This is a genomic window from bacterium (genome assembly GCA_019637795.1).
Classification (GTDB): Bacteria; Desulfobacterota; Binatia; order HRBIN30; family CADEER01; genus JAHBUY01.
The window spans coordinates 129195-145767 of the sequence record JAHBUY010000006.1 but is presented as its reverse complement, the minus strand read 5'-3'; the positions used below and the strand labels follow the sequence as shown (position 1 = coordinate 145767).

16 protein-coding genes are annotated in these 16573 nt (G+C 73.0%); 9 read left to right on the top strand and 7 right to left on the bottom strand.

Annotated elements, in window-relative coordinates; genetic code table 11:
• Positions 1-45: 45 nt before the first annotated feature.
• From KF840_20545 to KF840_20515, 7 genes are all read right to left on the bottom strand, one after another.
• Positions 46-1071, bottom strand: coding sequence for a dihydroorotate dehydrogenase-like protein (locus KF840_20545; GenBank protein ID MBX3027294.1), 1026 nt, complete (start codon positions 1069-1071; stop codon positions 46-48).
• Positions 1064-4636 carry a pyruvate:ferredoxin (flavodoxin) oxidoreductase gene (gene nifJ, locus KF840_20540; protein MBX3027293.1) on the bottom strand — a complete coding sequence of 1191 codons (3573 nt, stop codon included), beginning with the start codon at positions 4634-4636 and terminating at the stop codon, positions 1064-1066. The genes KF840_20545 and nifJ overlap by 8 nt, the downstream gene beginning before the upstream one ends.
• A 36-nt stretch (positions 4637-4672) precedes the next feature.
• Positions 4673-5050, bottom strand: coding sequence for a DUF309 domain-containing protein (locus KF840_20535; protein ID MBX3027292.1), 378 nt, complete (start codon positions 5048-5050; stop codon positions 4673-4675).
• Positions 5051-5073: 23 nt separating this feature from the next.
• On the bottom strand, positions 5074-5607 hold the full coding sequence (locus tag KF840_20530) for a hypothetical protein (protein MBX3027291.1): 534 nt from the start codon (positions 5605-5607) through the stop codon (positions 5074-5076).
• Positions 5604-6116, bottom strand: coding sequence for an archaeosortase/exosortase family protein (locus KF840_20525; GenBank protein ID MBX3027290.1), 513 nt, complete (start codon positions 6114-6116; stop codon positions 5604-5606). Before KF840_20525 ends, KF840_20530 begins: the two co-directional genes overlap by 4 nt.
• 50 nt (positions 6117-6166) lie before the next feature.
• On the bottom strand, positions 6167-6928 hold the full coding sequence (locus KF840_20520) for a 3-hydroxyacyl-CoA dehydrogenase (protein ID MBX3027289.1): 762 nt from the start codon (positions 6926-6928) through the stop codon (positions 6167-6169).
• A gap of 126 nt (positions 6929-7054) precedes the next feature.
• Positions 7055-7795 (bottom strand): hypothetical protein, encoded by a 741-nt coding sequence (locus KF840_20515; GenBank protein MBX3027288.1) that lies wholly within the window; start codon positions 7793-7795, stop codon positions 7055-7057.
• Positions 7796-7990: 195 nt separating this feature from the next.
• Between KF840_20515 and KF840_20510 the strand changes: the two genes are divergently transcribed.
• From KF840_20510 to argC, 9 genes are all read left to right on the top strand, one after another.
• Positions 7991-8407, top strand: coding sequence for a hypothetical protein (locus KF840_20510; protein MBX3027287.1), 417 nt, complete (start codon positions 7991-7993; stop codon positions 8405-8407).
• A 128-nt stretch (positions 8408-8535) separates the two neighbouring features.
• A complete protein-coding gene (locus KF840_20505) occupies positions 8536-9366 on the top strand; it encodes an SDR family NAD(P)-dependent oxidoreductase (GenBank protein ID MBX3027286.1) in 831 nt (276 codons plus the stop codon).
• 101 nt (positions 9367-9467) lie between these two features.
• Positions 9468-9917, top strand: coding sequence for a hypothetical protein (locus KF840_20500; protein MBX3027285.1), 450 nt, complete (start codon positions 9468-9470; stop codon positions 9915-9917).
• Between the two features lie 13 nt (positions 9918-9930).
• Entirely contained in the window at positions 9931-10974 is a 1044-nt protein-coding gene (locus KF840_20495) for a YchF family ATPase (GenBank protein MBX3027284.1), read from the top strand.
• A 40-nt stretch (positions 10975-11014) separates the two neighbouring features.
• Entirely contained in the window at positions 11015-11896 is an 882-nt protein-coding gene (locus KF840_20490) for a cytochrome c (GenBank protein ID MBX3027283.1), read from the top strand.
• 59 nt (positions 11897-11955) lie between these two features.
• A complete protein-coding gene (locus KF840_20485; GenBank protein MBX3027282.1) occupies positions 11956-12447 on the top strand; it encodes a cytochrome c in 492 nt (163 codons plus the stop codon).
• A gap of 76 nt (positions 12448-12523) precedes the next feature.
• The gene (locus KF840_20480; protein ID MBX3027281.1) at positions 12524-14434 is read left to right on the top strand and encodes a M1 family metallopeptidase; all 1911 of its coding nucleotides are present in this window, start codon (positions 12524-12526) and stop codon (positions 14432-14434) included.
• A gap of 7 nt (positions 14435-14441) precedes the next feature.
• Positions 14442-15275: a hypothetical protein gene (locus KF840_20475; GenBank protein ID MBX3027280.1), complete on the top strand. Its 834-nt coding sequence runs from the start codon at positions 14442-14444 to the stop codon at positions 15273-15275.
• 117 nt (positions 15276-15392) lie between these two features.
• On the top strand, positions 15393-16457 hold the full coding sequence (gene argC / locus KF840_20470) for an N-acetyl-gamma-glutamyl-phosphate reductase (protein ID MBX3027279.1): 1065 nt from the start codon (positions 15393-15395) through the stop codon (positions 16455-16457).
• The last annotated feature ends 116 nt before the right edge of the window (positions 16458-16573 follow it).

Below are 16573 nucleotides of genomic sequence, written 5' to 3'. Positions count from 1 at the left end.
CGGCAGGGGACGCGGGGCGCCGGCGGCGCGGGGTGGTGGCGAGACTCAGGGCAGGCGGCGCCAACTGTCGCCGCTGCGGTAGCCCTCGAGCATGCGCGCATAGTTGAGCCGCTCCCAGGCGTGCGGGTCGGGGGCCGAGCTGAGATTGAGGACGGCCCGCGCCTCGGCGGTCGAGCGATAGCCCTTCTCGTCGAGCCAGGCGGCGAGCTCGTCCCGAATCAGCGCCACGTGCCGCGGGCCGTGGGCCAGCAGGGCGGAGGCGAGCTGCACGACGTGGGCGCCGCAGAGCACCGCCTTGGCGGCGTCGCGGCCGGAATGGACGCCGCCGGTGCAGGCGAGCGACAGCCGCGGCGACGCGGTCGCCGACACCAGCGCCAGGGCGTGCAGGCGCAGCGGCAGCTCGGCCGGCGTGGAGAGGGCGAGGGTGCGGTCGACGTCCAGCTCGTCGAGGTCGACGTCGGGTTGATAGTAGCGGTTGAAGAGGGCGACGCCGCGCACGCCCGCCGTCTCGAGGCGGCGCACGAACGAGGGCAGCGAGGCGTAGAAGACGCTGAGCTTGACGGTCACCGGGATGGTCACCGTCGCGACCACCGCGGTCACCACCTCGAGTTGCCGCTGTTCGACGGCGGCGCCGGTTTCGTCGGGCGAGGTCGCGACGTCGTAGAGATTGAGCTCGAGGGCGCTGGCGCCGGCGGCCTCGAGGCGGCTGGCGTAGGCCGTCCAGCCCCCGGGGGTGGTGCCGTTCAGCGACGCGATCACCGGCACGTCGACGGCGCGGCGCAGGCGCTCGAGCTCGCCGAGGTAGGGCTCGACGTCCATCGAGACGATGCTCGCGGTGGGCAGCACGCTGCGCGCCTCGGCGTCGAGGTCGAGCCGCGTATCGACGAACCGGTGCGCCCCCATCTGCTCGTCGATGAGCTGCTCCTCGAAGAGCGAATGCATGACCACGGCGCCGGCGCCGGCGTCGACGGCGGCGGCGATGGCGGTCGGATCGCGCGACAGCGGGCAGGCGGCGACGACCAGCGGGCTGCGGAGGGACAGCCCGAGCCAGGGGGTGGCGAGATCAGCCATCGTGCGTCTCCGGCGGCGGCACGTGGATCCGCGCGAGCTGTTCGTAGAGGGCGCGCCGCTCCGCCACCGCCTGGCGCGCGGCTTCCAGGAGGGCGGCGTAGCGCTCCGGCGAGCGCAGCTCGACCATGCGGAAGCGCGGCTCGTTGGCCATGTAGGTCCCGATGTCGACCCGGGTCGGGGCGGAGTCGAGCGCCAGCGGCGCCTCGCCGCGCGCCGCCCGCCGCGGGTCGAAGCGATACAGCGGCCAGGCGCCGCTCTGGATGGCGAGCTTCTGCTGCGTCGGCGAGTGGGCGAGGTCGTAGCCGTGCGCGATGCACGGGCTGTGGGCGATGAGCAGCGACGGTCCGGGGTGCTGCTCCGCCTCGAGGAATGCCTGGATCGCCTGCGCGCTGTGGGTCTGCATGGCGATCGAGGCGACGTAGACGTGGCCGTAGCTCATCGCCAGCAGGCCGAGGTCCTTCTTGCGCGTCGCCTTGCCGGCGATCGCGAACTTGGCCGCGGCGCCGAGCGGCGTGGCCTTCGACTGCTGGCCGCCGGTATTCGAGTAGACCTCGGTGTCGAGGACGAGGACGTTGACGTTGCGGTGCGAGGCGAGGACGTGGTCGAGCCCGCCGTAGCCGATGTCGTACGCCCAGCCGTCGCCGCCGACGATCCAGACGCTGCGCGGCACCAGCGCCGCGGCGAGCTCGGCGAGGGCGCGCGCCTCGGCCGAGCCGTCGCGTTCGAGGAGGGCGCCGAGCTCGGCGACGCGCGCCCGCTGCGCGGCCAGCCAGGCGTCGCCGGCGCCGGCGGCGAGCAGATCGGCGACCAGCGCCGCCGGCAGCCGCGGCGCCAGCGCCTGCACCAGCCGGCGCGCCCGCTCGGCGCGCACGTCGAGCGCCAGGCGCATGCCGAAGCCGAATTCGGCGTTGTCCTCGAAGAGCGAGCTCGCCCACGCCGGGCCGCGGCCGTCGCGGTTGGTCGTGTAGGGCGTCGTCGGCAGGTTGCCGCCGTAGATCGACGAGCAGCCGGTGGCGTTGGCGATCAGCAGGTGGTCGCCGAAGAGCTGGGTCAGCAGCCGGATGTACGGCGTCTCGCCGCAGCCGGCGCAGGCGCCGGAGAACTCGAACAGGGGCGGGCGGTAGGCGGCGGTGCGGCGGGTCACCGGCAGATCGTCGAGCGGCGCCGAGCGCAGGGTGCGGAAGAAGGCGAACGCGGCCCGCTCCTCGTCGCGGTGTTCGGCGAGCGATCCCGGCACCAGCGCCTTGCGGCGCGGCTGCCGCTTGTCCTTGGCCGGGCACACCTCGACGCAGAGGCCGCAGCCGGTGCAGTCCTCGGGCGCGACCTGGACCGTGAAGCGCCGGCCGGCGAGCGCCGGCTCGAACGTCTCCGGCAGCGAACGGAAGCCCGGCGGCGCGCCGGCGAGCTGGGCCTCGTCGAAGACCAGCGTCTGGATGGCGGCGTGCGGACAGATCATCGAGCAGAAGTTGCACTGCACGCAGAGGCCCGGCTGCCAGATCGGGATGTCGAGCGCCAGGGTGCGCTTCTCGAACTGACTGGTGCCGGTCGGCCAGGTGCCGTCGGGCGGGAAGGCGCTCACCGGCAGCTCGTCGCCGCGGCCCTCGATCAGCAGGCGGGTCACCCGCTGCACGAAGTCGGGGGCGTGCGGCGGGACCGCGGGCGGGCGGCGGCGGGCGTGCGACGGCGCCGCGGGCAGCTCCACTTCGGTCAGCGCCGCCAGCGCGGCGTCGAGCGCCGCCAGGTTGCGGCGCACGACCTCGGGGCCGCGCCGCCCCCAGGTGTCCTCGATGGCGCGGCGGACGTGCGCCTTCGCCGCGTCGATCGGCAGCACCCCGGCGAGGGCGAAGAAGCAGATCTGCATCACGGTGTTGACCCGCCGGCCGAGGCCGGCGCGCTCGGCGACGCCGTAGCCGTCGATGACGAACAGCCGGCAGCCCTTCGCGATCAACTGCTCCTGGGCCTCGCGCGGCAGCGAGTCCCACACCGCCGCGCGCGCCGCCGAGCTGTTCAGCAGCACGGTGGCGCCGGGCAGTGCCGCGGCCAGCACGTCGCGGCGCTCGAGGAACTCGGGGTCGTGGATGGCGACGAAGTGGGCGCGCTGGATGCGGTAGGTCGAGCGGATCGGCCGCGGCCCGAAGCGCAGGTGCGACACGGTGGTCGCGCCCGACTTGCGCGAGTCGTACTCGAAGTGGCCCTGGGCGAAGAGCGGCGTCTCCTCGCCGATGATCTTGATGCTCGCCTTGTTCGCCGACACCGTGCCGTCCGAGCCGAGGCCGAAGAACAGCGCCCGCGAGACGTCGTCGGGCTCGATGTCGAGGCCGGCGTCGAACGGCAGCGACGAGCCCGAGACGTCGTCGCGGATGCCGATCGTGAAGCGGGGCCGCGGCGCCGCGGCGCGCATGTTGTCGAACACCGCCTGCAGCATCGCCGGCGTGAGCTCCTTCGACGCCAGGCCGTAGCGGCCGCCGAGCAGGCGGGGCAGGGCGGGGCGTCGGCCGTCGGCCGCCGCCTCCACCAGCGCCGAGGTCACCTCCTGCAGCAGGGGCTCGCCCGAGGAGCCCGGCTCCTTGGTGCGATCGAGCACGGTGACGACGCGCGCCGAGGCCGGCAGCGCGCGCAGCAGGTGCGCGGCCGAGAAGGGGCGGAAGAGCCGCACCTTGACGACGCCGACGCGCTCGCCGCGCCGCTGCAGGTGCTCGACGGTCTCGTGCGCGCACTCGGCGCCGGAGCCCATCATGACGATGACCGCCTCGGCGTCGGGATGACCGGCGTAGTCGAAGAGCCGGTAGGCGCGGCCGGTGCGGGCGGCGAAGCGGTGCATCATCCGCTCGAGCGCGGCCGGGAACGCGGCGTAGAAGGGCTCGCTCGCCTCGCGCGATTGGAAGAAGGCGTCCGCGTTCTGCGCCGTGCCGCGGATCACCGGGCGGTCGGGATCGAGCGCCCGGGCGCGGTGGGCCTGGATCGCGTCCTCGTCGAGCAGCGCGCGCAGATCGTCGTCGCTCAACGGCGCGACCTTGGTGATCTCGTGCGAGGTGCGGAAGCCGTCGAAGAAGTGCAGCACCGGCAGCCGCGCCGGCAGGGTGACCGCGTGCCCGATCGCCGCCAGGTCCTGCGCCTCCTGCGCCGAGCCGGAGCAGAGCAGCGCCATGCCGGTGCTGCGCGCGGCCATGACGTCGGAGTGGTCGCCGAAGATCGACAGCGCGTGCGTCGCCAGCGCCCGCGCCGCGACGTGCATGCAGAACGGCGTCAGCTCGCCGGCGATCCGGAAGAGATCGGGGAGCATGAGCAGCAGGCCCTGCGAGGCGGTGAAGGTGGTCGCCAGGGCGCCGGCCTGCAGCGCCCCGTGCACCGCGCCGGCGACGCCGGCCTCGGACTGCATCTCGACCACCTCGGGGACGCCGCCCCACAGGTTCGGCCGCCCGTCCGCCGCCCAGGCGTCGACGTGCTCGCCCATCACCGAGGCCGGGGTGATGGGGTAGATCGCCGCCACTTCGCTCAGCCGGTAGGCGACGTCGGCCACCGCCTCGTTCGCGTCCAGGGTTCGATAGCGGGCGGCGTCCGGCATCACCTGTTCCTTCGCGTGCAGGGGAACGACGGCTTCCTAGTAGCGATAGCGGATCTTCGGTGCCAGCCAGCGGTCGAAGAAGCCGGCGCCCGGCTTCCGCCGGCCCTCGAGCTCCTGCAGGTAGGCCTGCGCGGCTTCGAAGAGCTCGCCGGTGGCGACGCCCTCGCGCTCGGGGCCGATCTCGTCGAGGGTCACCATCGCCTGGCGCAGCAGGTTGAGGACGCCGCGGCCGCCGCCGCGGCGGAAGTGCAGGTGCATGGCGGTCGCCATCGTCATCAGCGCGCGCACCAGCGGTTGATCGTCGCCGGGCAGGCGGTTGAAGAGCGACTCGAGCGCCTCCTGGGCGACGAGGTAGTCGCCGCGGTTGTAGCGGTCGACGGCGTCGAGCAGCGCGGAGCGCTCGGTGGGATCCATGGCGCGATCGTAGCGCGTCGGGCTCACCGGGCAACGCGACGCCGGTCGAGCTTCCAGACGTCGCGCAGGTGGCCGTAGGTGAGGACGAACCAGAGGATGACGGGCCCGCCGACGAAGGTGAGCAGGCCGAGGAAGGTGCCGAGGATGTCGGTGAGGGCGCTGGGGGCGCCGACCAGCCACGGGTAGGAGACGAGGATCAGCAGGTCGAGGGCGAACAGCGCCGCGCCGCCGATGGCGGCGCTGGTGGCGACGCGGCGGACGCCGAGACCGGGCGTGGCGCCGAGCAGCGCCAACAGCGGCAGCAGGCCGAGCGCCAGTTGGTCGAGGCCGAGCGCGAGTCGGAGTTGGTCGTTGCCGCGGCGGAAATGGATCTCCTGCCGGCCGCCGCTGACGGTGCGGTCCTCGAGCGTCCAGCCGTTGAGCAGCGGACAGGCGAGCGCGGCGGCGACGCGCAGCGCCGTCGCGTAGGCGCGCGGCGCCGCCGTGAGCCAGCCGAGCGCGACCAGCACGGCGAAGACCAGCAGGAAGCGGGCGACGAAGCCGGCGCGGCCGATCATTGCGAATGCTCGACCCAGGTCATCGCATAGGCGACGGTGAGCACCAGGAAGAGGCCCTGCCAGACGTACTCGTGCATGGAGTCGAAGAGCCCCGGCCGCAGCTCGGCGACGCGCACCAGGAAGGCGATGCGCAGGACGTTGAGGATCTGCAGCGCGACCAGGCCGATGGCGGCGCCGAGCAGGCGTTGGCGCCATCTGGCCGGATAGGCGAGCAGGAAGACGAAGAGGATCAGCAGCACGTACACGCCGGTGCACTCGAAGTTGATGTGCACCAGCAGCGCGCCGACCGAGATCTCGTCGGCGTTGACGGACGCGCGGCCGCCGGTGAGCCCGGCCAGCCAGGCGGCGGCGGTCGCCAGCCCGCGCTGCGCCGGCCCGAGCCGCTCCGGCAGGGTCACCGCCCACGAGAGCACGCTCGCCGCCGCCAGGAAGAGGAAGAAGCGGAGCGCGAACGCCCGCGGCGGCGTCAGGCCGCCGTGCGGGGCGTCGTCGGCGGTGGGACGGGCCATGCGCGGCTGCGCGGGAGGGCCGGCGCGCCGGCCCTCCCGCGCGTCGGCCACTACTTCGGCGGCATCCGCAGCGCGCCGTCGAGGCGGATCGACTCGCCGTTCAGCATCGCGTTCTCGACGATGTGACGGGCGAGGGCGGCGAATTCCGGCGGCTTGCCGAGGCGCGACGGGAAGGGGATCTGCGCCGCCAGCGCGTTGCGCGCCGGATCGGGCAGCATCGCCAGCATCGGCGTGTCGAACGTGCCCGGCGCGATGGTGCAGATGCGGACGCCGATCGAGGCGAGGTCGCGGGCGATCGGCAGGGTCATGCCGACGACGCCGGCCTTCGATGCCGAGTAGGCCGCCTGGCCGATCTGGCCGTCGTAGGCGGCGACCGAGGCGGTGTTGATGATCACGCCGCGTTCGCCGTCTTCGTTCGGCGTGTTCTTCATCATCGCGGTGGCGCACAGGCGCAGCACGTTGAACGTGCCGATGAGGTTGATCTCGATCACCTTGGCGAAGATCTCGAGCGGCATCGGCCCTGCCTTGCCGGTGGTCTTCATCGCCGCCCCGGTGCCGGCGCAGTTGACGTTCACGTGGATGGCGCCGAAGTGGTTGAGGGTCTCGTCGACCGCCGCCTGGACCTCGCCCTCGCTGGTCACGTCGGCGGGCGAGAACGCGGCGCCGATCTCCCGCGCGACCGTCGCGCCGTCCGACTGCGGTCGATCGACGATCATCACCTTGCCGCCGCCGGCGAGCAGCTCTTTCACCGTCGCCAGCCCGAGGCCGGACGCGCCGCCGGTCACCAATGCCACTGATCCTGCAACCTTCATGGACCCCTCCTGGGAAAAATTCGCCCACACAGAACACAAATGGCCGCGAATGAACACCGAGGGGCAGGCGCGCGGGGCGGGCGCCTGCGCCGGCCCGGGGCGGCGCGGCCGGCGTGGCGGCGCCGCTCAGCAGCCGCTCAGGGCCTTGCTGACGGCGGCGATGAGCTCGTTGATGGCGACGCTGCCGTCGCCGTTGGCGTCGACCGCCGCGCAGGTGCCGACCGCGGCCGAGCCGAGGGCGATGTTGACGCCGCTGATCAGCTCGTTGATGGCGACGGTCCCGTCGCCGTTGCAGTCGCCGGCGCAGGCGGCGGGGAGGGGGGTGACGGTCGGCGTCGGCGTCGGCTGGTCGGCGCCGACCCGCACCATGAGGACGGTGATGTTGGAGGCGTCGCCGGTCGACTCGTTGTTCAGGTTGACGCTGTTGCCGGCGGCGAACAGGGCGTAGTCGCCGGGTGTATCGGGAGCAATCCAGATGAACGACCACGTCGCCTGGCCGTTGCCGTCGTTCTCGCGTGGGCCGGTATGGGTGAGCTCGAAGCGACCCTGCTCGCGATTCTCGGCCCGCCGCACGCCCGGGTCGTCGCCGACCGCCACGTCGCCGGCCGAGGCGGCGAAGTTGAAGCCGGCGCCGAGCTGCGACGGGCCCATGCTGGTCACCACGAGCTGGTAGGGCACGTGCGCCCCCGGTTCGACGGCCGTGGGACCGATGATGGCGATGCCCGGGGTCGGCGCGCCCTGGGCGTCGTGGCAGTCGGTGCAGCCGATGTCCGAGAAGCCGACGATGCCGCCGATTCGCGCCGCGGCCGGCGCGGCGAGCAGCCACAGGGATACGAGCGCGAGCAGCGCGGGACGGGCGGGCGACATCACGGCGGAACCTCCGGTCTGGTCGGATCACCCGACACTGCCCAACCCCGCGAGGTGAGGCAAACGACCCTCGGGACGCCCGCTCGGAGCCGCGACGCATGCGTACTGCCTAGGGAAAAACCCTTAGCGCACCGCGGGATGTTCCCAATGGACGGCGACGCCGCCGTGGGTGCACGCTACGGCAGAGGGCATGCCATGGCGGACAGGCTCGACGTGCTGATCATCGATCGCAACGACGACGACGCGTTCCTCGCGATGCGCATGCTGCGGCGCGCCGGCCTCGACCCGCATCCGGTGCGCGTCGAGACGCCGCGGCAGCTCGGCGAAGCGCTGGCGCGGTCCGCCTGGGATCTGGTGCTGTGCGACGGACTCTCTCCGATGCTGAGTCTCCCCGATGTCGTCGCGGCCGTGCACGACGCGCTGCCGCGCACGCCGGTGGTCGTGCTCTCGAGCCGCTGGCGGGAGGTCGACGAGATCGGCGACCGGATGGGCATCGCCGGCGTCATCGCCAAGGAGGCGCTCGATCGCCTGCCGTCGCTGGTGCGGCGCGTCCTCGCCGGCGACGTGCCGCGGCGGGCGACGCCCCTGCCGCGCCGTCCCGCCGCCGCCTGACGATTCCGCCGTCCCGCTTCCTTCGCCGGTCGACCGGGCGCGCTCGCCGCGCGCTTGCGCGGCGCCGGCGCCAGGTGCGACAGCAGGGCGCCGCTGCCGGCCGCGGCCGGCAGCCGATCGGGGGCGCAATGGAGATCGCAGGAAAAGTGGCGTTGGTGACCGGAGCCAGCCGCGGCGTCGGGCGGGCGGTGGCGGTCGCGTTGGCCGCGGCCGGCGCCGATGTCGCCTGCGCCGCGCGCGCCACCGACGGCGCGCCGCTGCCGCTGCCGGGGACGATCGACGAGACGGTGCGCGCCGTCGCGGCGACCGGCCGGCGCGGGCTGGCGGTGCCGACCAACCTCGCCGACCCCGAGCAGGTGGAGCGCATGGTGGCGGCGACGCTGGCGCGCTTCGGCCGCATCGACATCCTGGTGAACAACGCCGCTGTCACCTTCCCCGGCGATCTGGCGCTGCCGATGAAGCGCTGGGACCTCATCATGGCGGTGAACCTGCGGGCGGCGCTGCAGGCGACGCAGCTCGTCGCCGACGGCATGCGGGCGCGGCGCGAGGGCGCGATCATCAACGTCTCCTCGGCGGCGGCGCTCTTCCCGGTCTCCGGTCTGATGGCCTATGGCATGTCGAAGGCGGCGATGGAGCGCATGAGCGTCGACTGCGCCGAGCAACTGCGGCCCTTCGGCGTCGCGGTCAACACCTTCCGCATCGACGTGCCCGTCGCCTCGGAGGGGTTCGTCGCCAACCTGCCGGACCTCGACCACGGCGACTGGGAGCCGACCGCCGTGCCGGCCGAGGGCATCCTCTGGATGCTGCGCCAGCCGCCGCACTACACCGGCCACAACGTCGGCATGGTCGAGCTGCGCCAGCGCCACGGCATCATGCCGTCGCGCGCCAGCCGACCGTTCGTCGTCCCGCCCGGCCATCCCGCCCACGGCGGGGCTTCGGGGAGCGCGAACGACCACTGAACGCCGGCCCACCTTGCTTTACCGCTTCGCGGATTCGTTGTAGGACGCGGCTGTTTCGCTGCGCCGCACACCCGGCGGCGGGCGGCGCCGGGAGGATTCACATGCGGAGAGTCGTGTTGGGGATTGCGGCGGTGCTGGTCGTCGCCGTGCCGGCCGCGCACGCGGCCGGGGCGAAGAAGGCGGCCGCCAAGCCGGCGTCGGGTGCGCCGACCGAGTCCGACGAGAAGATCGCCGACGATCTCAAGGCGTTCTGCAAGAAATGGATGGGGTTCCTCGAGACCCGCGAACGCGACAACAAGCGCGGCGTCAAATGGCAGAACAGCGGCGGCAACGTGAAGGGCCAATACGTCGGCTACAGCGCCGACTACGACTGCACCCTCAAGGAGCGCTCCTCGAACGGGACGCCGGTCGCGACGATCGTCTACAAGGAATACCTCTACGAGTCGGCCGGTTCCTCCCAGGATGCCGCGCTGGCCGCCAAGCCGACCATCGTCGAGGCGACCGAGGTGACCGAGATCTTCCGCTACACCAAGGGCGAGTGGGTGTACTGACCCTCCGTCGGCGATGAAAGTCGGCATCGTCGGCTTCCCCCACGCGGGGAAGACCACCGTCTTCAACGCCCTGACCGGTCTGCACGCCGCGGTCGGGGGGTACAGCGACCCGGGCAAGCCCAACCTCGGCACCATCAAGGTGCCGGACGCCCGCCTCGAGCGCCTGCGGGAGATCTTCTCGCCGCGCAAGACGACCTACGCCGAGGTGGTGTTCGTCGACTTTCCGGGCGGCGAGCGCGGCGGCGTGCTCGACCAGGCGACCCTGGTGCAGATGCGCGACGCCGACGCCCTGGTGCAGGTGGTGCGCGGCTTCGCCGATCCGTCCCTGGCCGACGCGCCGGATCCGCTGCGCGACATCGGCGCCTTCCAGAGCGAGCTCGTGCTCGCCGACCTCGCCATCCTGGAGAAGCGCGCCGAGCGGCTGCGCAAGGAGAAGGGCAAGGAGCAGGAGGCCGAGCTGGTCGAGCGCTGCAAGGCCGCGCTCGAACAGGAGACGCCGCTGCGCCGCGTCGAGCTGTCGGCCGCCGAGGAGCGCGCCCTGTCGGGTTTCGGGCTGCTGTCGCGCCTGCCGCTCATGGTGGTGGTGAACGTTGCCGAGGGCGACGCCGCGGCGCCGCTCGCCGAACCGGTGCGCGCCGCGCTCGCGGCCGCCGGCCTGAGCGGCATCGCCATGTGCGCCCAGATCGAGATGGAGATCGCCGGCCTGGACGCCGCCGACCGCGGCGGCTTCCTCGCCGACCTCGGCCTCGCCGAACCGGCGCGCGATCGCTTCATCCAGGCCGCCTACGGGCTGCTCGACCTCATCAGCTTCCTCACCAGCGGCGAGGACGAGGTGCGCGCCTGGCCGATCCGCCGCGGCACCACCGCGGTGCGCGCCGCCGGCAAGATCCACAGCGACATCGAGCGCGGCTTCATCCGCGCCGAGGTGGTCGCCTACGACGACTTCGTCCGCCTCGGTTCCGAGGCGAAGTGCCGCGAGGCCGGCAAGCTGCGCCTCGAGGGCAAGGAGTACGTGGTCGCCGACGGCGACATCATCCACTTCCGATTCAATGTCTGACCCATCGCCACCACCGCGACACGGCGCGCTCCGCGACGCGGTGGGGTCCGCGCGCGTTCGCGCCGTGCTGGGCAACGTCGCGCTGCTGCTGCTGGCGCTGCCGGCGCTCGCCGACGGCGATGTCGAGCGCGGCAAGGCCGTCTTCGCGCTGGCCGCCGGGTGCGGCTGTCACAACGTGGCCGACGGCACGGTCGGTGGCGGCGGGCGCGAGATCGCGACGCCGTTCGGCACGTTCTACGGCACCAACATCACCCCGGACCGCGAGACCGGGATCGGCGACTGGACGGACGAGGAGATCATCGCCGCCATCCGCGAGGGCTATGCGCGCGGCAAGGGCGTCGAGGCGCCGGTGATGCCGTACTACCAGTACGCCGGGATGTCCGACGCCGACGCGCGGGCGCTGGTCGCCTATCTGCGGACGCTGCCGCCGGTGCGGCGGCAGAACCGCGACGCCGAGGTGTCGCTGCCGCTGCCGCGCCTCGCCTATCGCGCCTGGCGCTGGCTGTTCGCGCCGCGCATCACGCCGCCGGCCGAGACGCCGACCGATCCCACAGCGCGCGGCCGCTACCTGGCCGAGCACGTGTCGATCTGCGGCGACTGCCACACGCCGCGCACCCGCTTCGGCGCCTTCGTCGACGGCATGTACCTGGCGGGCACCGACGCCGGCCCGGACGGCAAGCCGGTGCCCAACATCACCTCCGACAGCGAGACCGGCCTCGGCAAGTGGCGCGAGGGCGCCTTCCTCGAGGTGCTGCAGACCGGCATGCTGCCCAACGCCGACAATGTCCAGGGGATGATGGGCGAGGTGGTCGACGGCTACGGCGGCGGTCCCGGCTACTCGCACGCGCCCGAATTCGAGTTGCGCTCGCTCGCGAAATACATGAAAAGCGTGCCGCCGGTGCGGCATCAGGTGAGGGACTGAGGCCGGTGGGGCCGGCGCCCGCGCCGCCGGCTCGGGCAACCGTCGACAAGGAGGGATCGATGCGTAGGACGGCGAGGGTGGTGGCCTTCCTGGCCACCGGAATGCTGGCGACGTGGTCGGCAGAGGTGCGAGCGGACGACATCACCAACAAGCTGCCGCCGGGGCCGATTCGCGAACGGCACGAGCTGATGGAAGAGATCGGCGACCAGGCGGAGAACATCAACAACGCCTTCAACGTCGGCTCCGAAGGCTTCGACACCTCGATCATTCAACGCGCCGGCACGACCATCGCGATGGACGCGCACCGGATTCCGGACCTCTTCCCGAAGGGCAGTACCGATCCCAATTCCCGCGCCCTGCCGAAGATCTGGGAGAACTGGGACGAGTTCGTGAAGCTGGCGAAGCAGCTCGAGGATCAGGCCCAGAAGGTCTCCGCCGCGGCCGGCGCCGAGGACGACGAGGACCTCAAGGGAAAGGTCAAGAAGATGTTCGCGACCTGCAAGAGCTGCCACGATCAGTTCCGCAAGCCGAAGGACGAGAAGAAGAAGTAGGAGTGCCGACCGTCCGTCGGACGGACGGGTGACCCGGATTCCCGATTCCGCGCGCGCGACCGCCCGGCAATGGCCGGTGGTCGCGCGCGCCGTCGTGCTCGCCGCTGCCCTGGCGGCGTCGCGCGCCACCGGCGCCGCGCCGCCGGCGCCACCGCCACCGCTGGCCTACCGCCTGGAGGCCCGCCTCGACGCCGAGGCCCGCACCGTCAGCGGTTCGCTGCGCGCCCGCTGGCGCAACCCCAGCCGCACGCCGGCGAGCGAGCTGTACCTGCACCTCTACCTGAACGCCTTCGCCGGCAACCGCACCACCCTGATGCGCGAGCTGGGCGCCGAGGCGGAGCGCTGGTGGCGGCGCCATCCCGACGGCTGGGGGCGGATCGACGTCGCCACCCTGCGGGTCGACGGCAACGACGTGCTCGGCCACCTGACCTACGTGCAGCCGGACGATGGCAACGCCGACGACCGCACGCTGGCGCGCGTCGCCCTGCCGGCGCCGGTGCCGCCGGGCGCCACCATCGAGCTCGAGAGCGACTTCGTCGCCACGCTGCCGCGGCTCTTCATGCGCAGCGGGCACGCGGCGCCGTTCTTCTTCGTCGCCCAGTGGTATCCGAAGCTCGCGGTGCGCGCCGCCGACGGCGACTGGCACGCCCACCAGTACCACGCGGCGAGCGAGTTCTTCGCCGACTTCGCGACCTACGACGCGACCCTGACGGTGCCCGCCGAGGCGGTGGTCGGCGCCACCGGCGTCACCACCGCCGATCGCGACAACGGCGACGGCACGCGCACCCTGGAGGTCCACGCCGAGCGGGTGCACGACTTCGCCTGGGCCGCCGACCCGCGGTTCCGCGTCGTCGAGGAGCGCCTCGCCGGCGTGCCGGTGCGCCTCCTCGTCCAGCCGCACCACCTGGCGCAGGCGCCGCGCTACCTCGGCGCCGTCGATGCCGCGCTCACCCGTTCGCAGGAATGGTTCGGCGCCTTTCCGTACCCGCAGCTCACGGTGGTCGACCCCGGCCCCGGCGGGCTCGGCGCCGCGGGCATGGAGTACCCGATGCTGATCACCGTCGGCACCACCTGGTGGATGCCGAGCGGCGTCCGCCTGCCCGAGGCGATCGCCGTGCACGAGACCGGACACCAGTACTGGTACGGCATGCTCGCCAGCGACGAGGTCAACGAGGCCTGGCTCGACGAGGGCGTCAACGCCTACGTCGAGGGGCTGATCATGGACGAGACCTACGGTCCCGGCAGCTACGTCGACATCGGCGATCTGCGGGTCGACGCCGTGCCGCTGGCCCGCGCCAGCTACCTCGCCGCGGGCTCGTGGGATCCGATCGCCACCCCGTCCTACCGCATGCTCGATCGCCAGGCCTACGCCGGCGTCACCTACGCCAAGACCAACCTGGTGCTGCGCACCCTCGGCGGGCTGCTGGGCGGTCAGGATCGGGTGCTCGCCGCGCTCGGCGCCTACGCCCGGCAGTACCGCTTCGCGCATCCCGGCGAGCGCGACTTCCGCGCCGCCTTCAGCGCCGCCACCGGCGGCGCGGCCGACGGCGTCCTCGAACAGCTCCTGCACGACACCGGCACGCTCGACTACGCCGTCGCCCGCATCGAGGTGCGCGAGGTGCCGCCGCCGCTGCCGGCCGCGTCGCCCGGCGGCGTGCCGTCCGCCGAGCCGCCGCGCTATCGCAGCGAGGTGGTGATCGAGCGCCGCGGCGAGCTGCGCGTGCCGGTCGACATCCGCGTCGTCTTCGACGACGGCGGCGAGACGCGCGAGACGTGGGACGGGCAGGGGCGCTGGTACCGCATCGACGTCACCAGCACCCGCCAGGCCACCTACGCGGTGGTCGACCCCGACGGCAAGCTGCCGCTCGACCGCAACCACCTGAACAACTCGCGCCTGCGCGATCCGGGCACCCGCGGCCCGTGGCGGCTCGGCGGTCGCTGGGGCCTGTGGCTGCAGGGCGCGCTGCTGACCCTGAGCGGCCTGTGAGACGCCGGTGACCTGGTCCGCCTATCTCGGCGGCTTTCGCGCCATGCTGCGCCGGTGGCCGCTGGTGCTGGCGCTGTGGCTGATCGGCGCCGCGTTCGGCCTGGCCTTCGCGCTCGCGGCGCAGGCCTGGCTGGCGACGGCGCTGGAGGGATCGCTGGCGACGCGCACGCTGGCGCACCACCTCGACCCCGACGTGCTGGTCGATCTCTGGTACCACCACGGCGAAGGGCTGCGCATGCTCGGCGTCGTCGCGGCGGTGCTGGGGGTGGCGCACGTGGCGCTGTGGTGGTGGCTCGACGGCGTGATCGTCGCCTCCGCCGTCGACGCCGAGGGCGAGCCGTGGGCCCGCGGCCTCGCCCTGGCGCCGGTGATGGCGCGCCTCTACGGCCTGGCGCTGCTGCTGGCGGCGTCGTGGAGCGGCGCCGTCGCCGGCCCGACCTGGGGGCTGCTGCGCAGCACCCGCGAGCATCCCGGCGCGTATGTCTGGGAGGCGATCGGGGCGGCGGCGCTGGCGCTCTGGCTGCTCGGCATGCTGGTGCTGGTCGCCGTGCACGATCAGGCGCGGCTGCGCGCCGCCGTCGCCGGTTCGTCGGCGTCCGGCGCCTACGCCTGGGCGCTGCGCTTCGTGTTGCGCGACGGCGAGGCGACGTTGCGCCTGGCGCTGCTGCTGCAGCTCACCGCCCTCGGCATCCTGGCGCTGTCGGAGGCGAGCAGCCTGGCGTGGCCGCTGCACGAGACCATCGGCCTCACCGCGACCCTGCTGCTCGGCGAGCTGTTCCTGCTCGCCCGCACCGCCATGCGCGTGTGGTTCTTCACCGCCCAGCGGCGATTGCAGCCGTAACGGCCGCCGGCGGCGCGCGGGCGCGACCGGGCGGGCGGTCGTGGAAACGCCGGCGCCGCCGGCTCTTCCGCCGCGCGGGCATGCGCGCTAAGCGGGAGCCGTGGACAAGGAGACGGCGTGAGCACGCAATCGGTCGCGGTCGGCATCGTCGGTGGATCGGGCTACTCGGGAGGCGAGCTGCTGCGCCTGCTGCTCGGCCATCCGCGGGCGCGCATCGCCTTCGTCACCTCGCGCGGCGACCGGTCGCTGCAGGCGATCCACCGCAACCTGGTCGGCACCGATCTGCGCTTCGTGCGCGAAGAGGAAGCGGGCGATGCCGACGTCGTCTTCCTCTGCACGCCGGCGCGCGAGTCGATGCAGAAGGCGCCCGACTGGCTGGCGCGCGGCGCCAAGGTGGTCGACATCGGCTCGGACTTCCGGCTCAAGGACCGCGCCACCTTCGAGCGCGTCTACAAGGCGGAGCACACCTGCTGGGAGCTGGTCGGCGAGGCGCCCTACGGCGCCACCGAGCTGCACCGGCCGGCGATCCGCGGCGCCCGGCTGGTCGCCAACCCCGGCTGCTTCGCCTACACGGCGATCCTCACCCTGGCGCCGCTGGTGCGGGCGGGGCTGATCGACCGCGAGCGGGTGGTCGTCGACGGCCTCTCCGGCACCTCGGGCGCCGGCGCCGAGCCGGTGACGCCCACCCACCACAGCGAGATCGGCAACGGCGTCTTCGCGTACAACGTCGTCGACCACCGCCACACCTACGAGATCGAGCAGGAGCTGAGCGGCGTCGCCGGCGCGCCGGTCACCGTGCACTTCACGCCCTACTACTGTCCCTTCACGCGCGGCATCCTCGCCGGCTGCCACGGCTTCCTCACCCGCGCCGTCAGCCGCGACGAGGTGCTGGCGTTGTACGAGGACTTCTACCGCGACGAGCCGTTCGTGCGCACCCTCGCCTTCGCCAAGGATCCGAAGGCGAGCTGGCAGTATCTCCCCTACCCGAGCGTCGCCTCGGTGGCGGGATCGAACTTCGTGCAGATCGGCGTCGACGTCGACGAGCGGCGGCGCCGGGTGGTCGCCTTCGGCGCGCTCGACAACCTGGGCAAGGGCGCCGCCTCCTCGGCGATCCAGAACATGAACTGCATGCTCGGCCTGCCCGAGGACAGCGGGCTGCGCGGCGTCGGCCTGCACCCCTAGGCGTCCGCGCGGGAGAGGCCATGATGCCCTGGCGCGCCCGGACGTCCGCGATCGCCGCGTTGCCGAGCCTCCGGCGTATCGCACGGATGCGCCGTCGGGTTCGGCGCCGCGCGCCC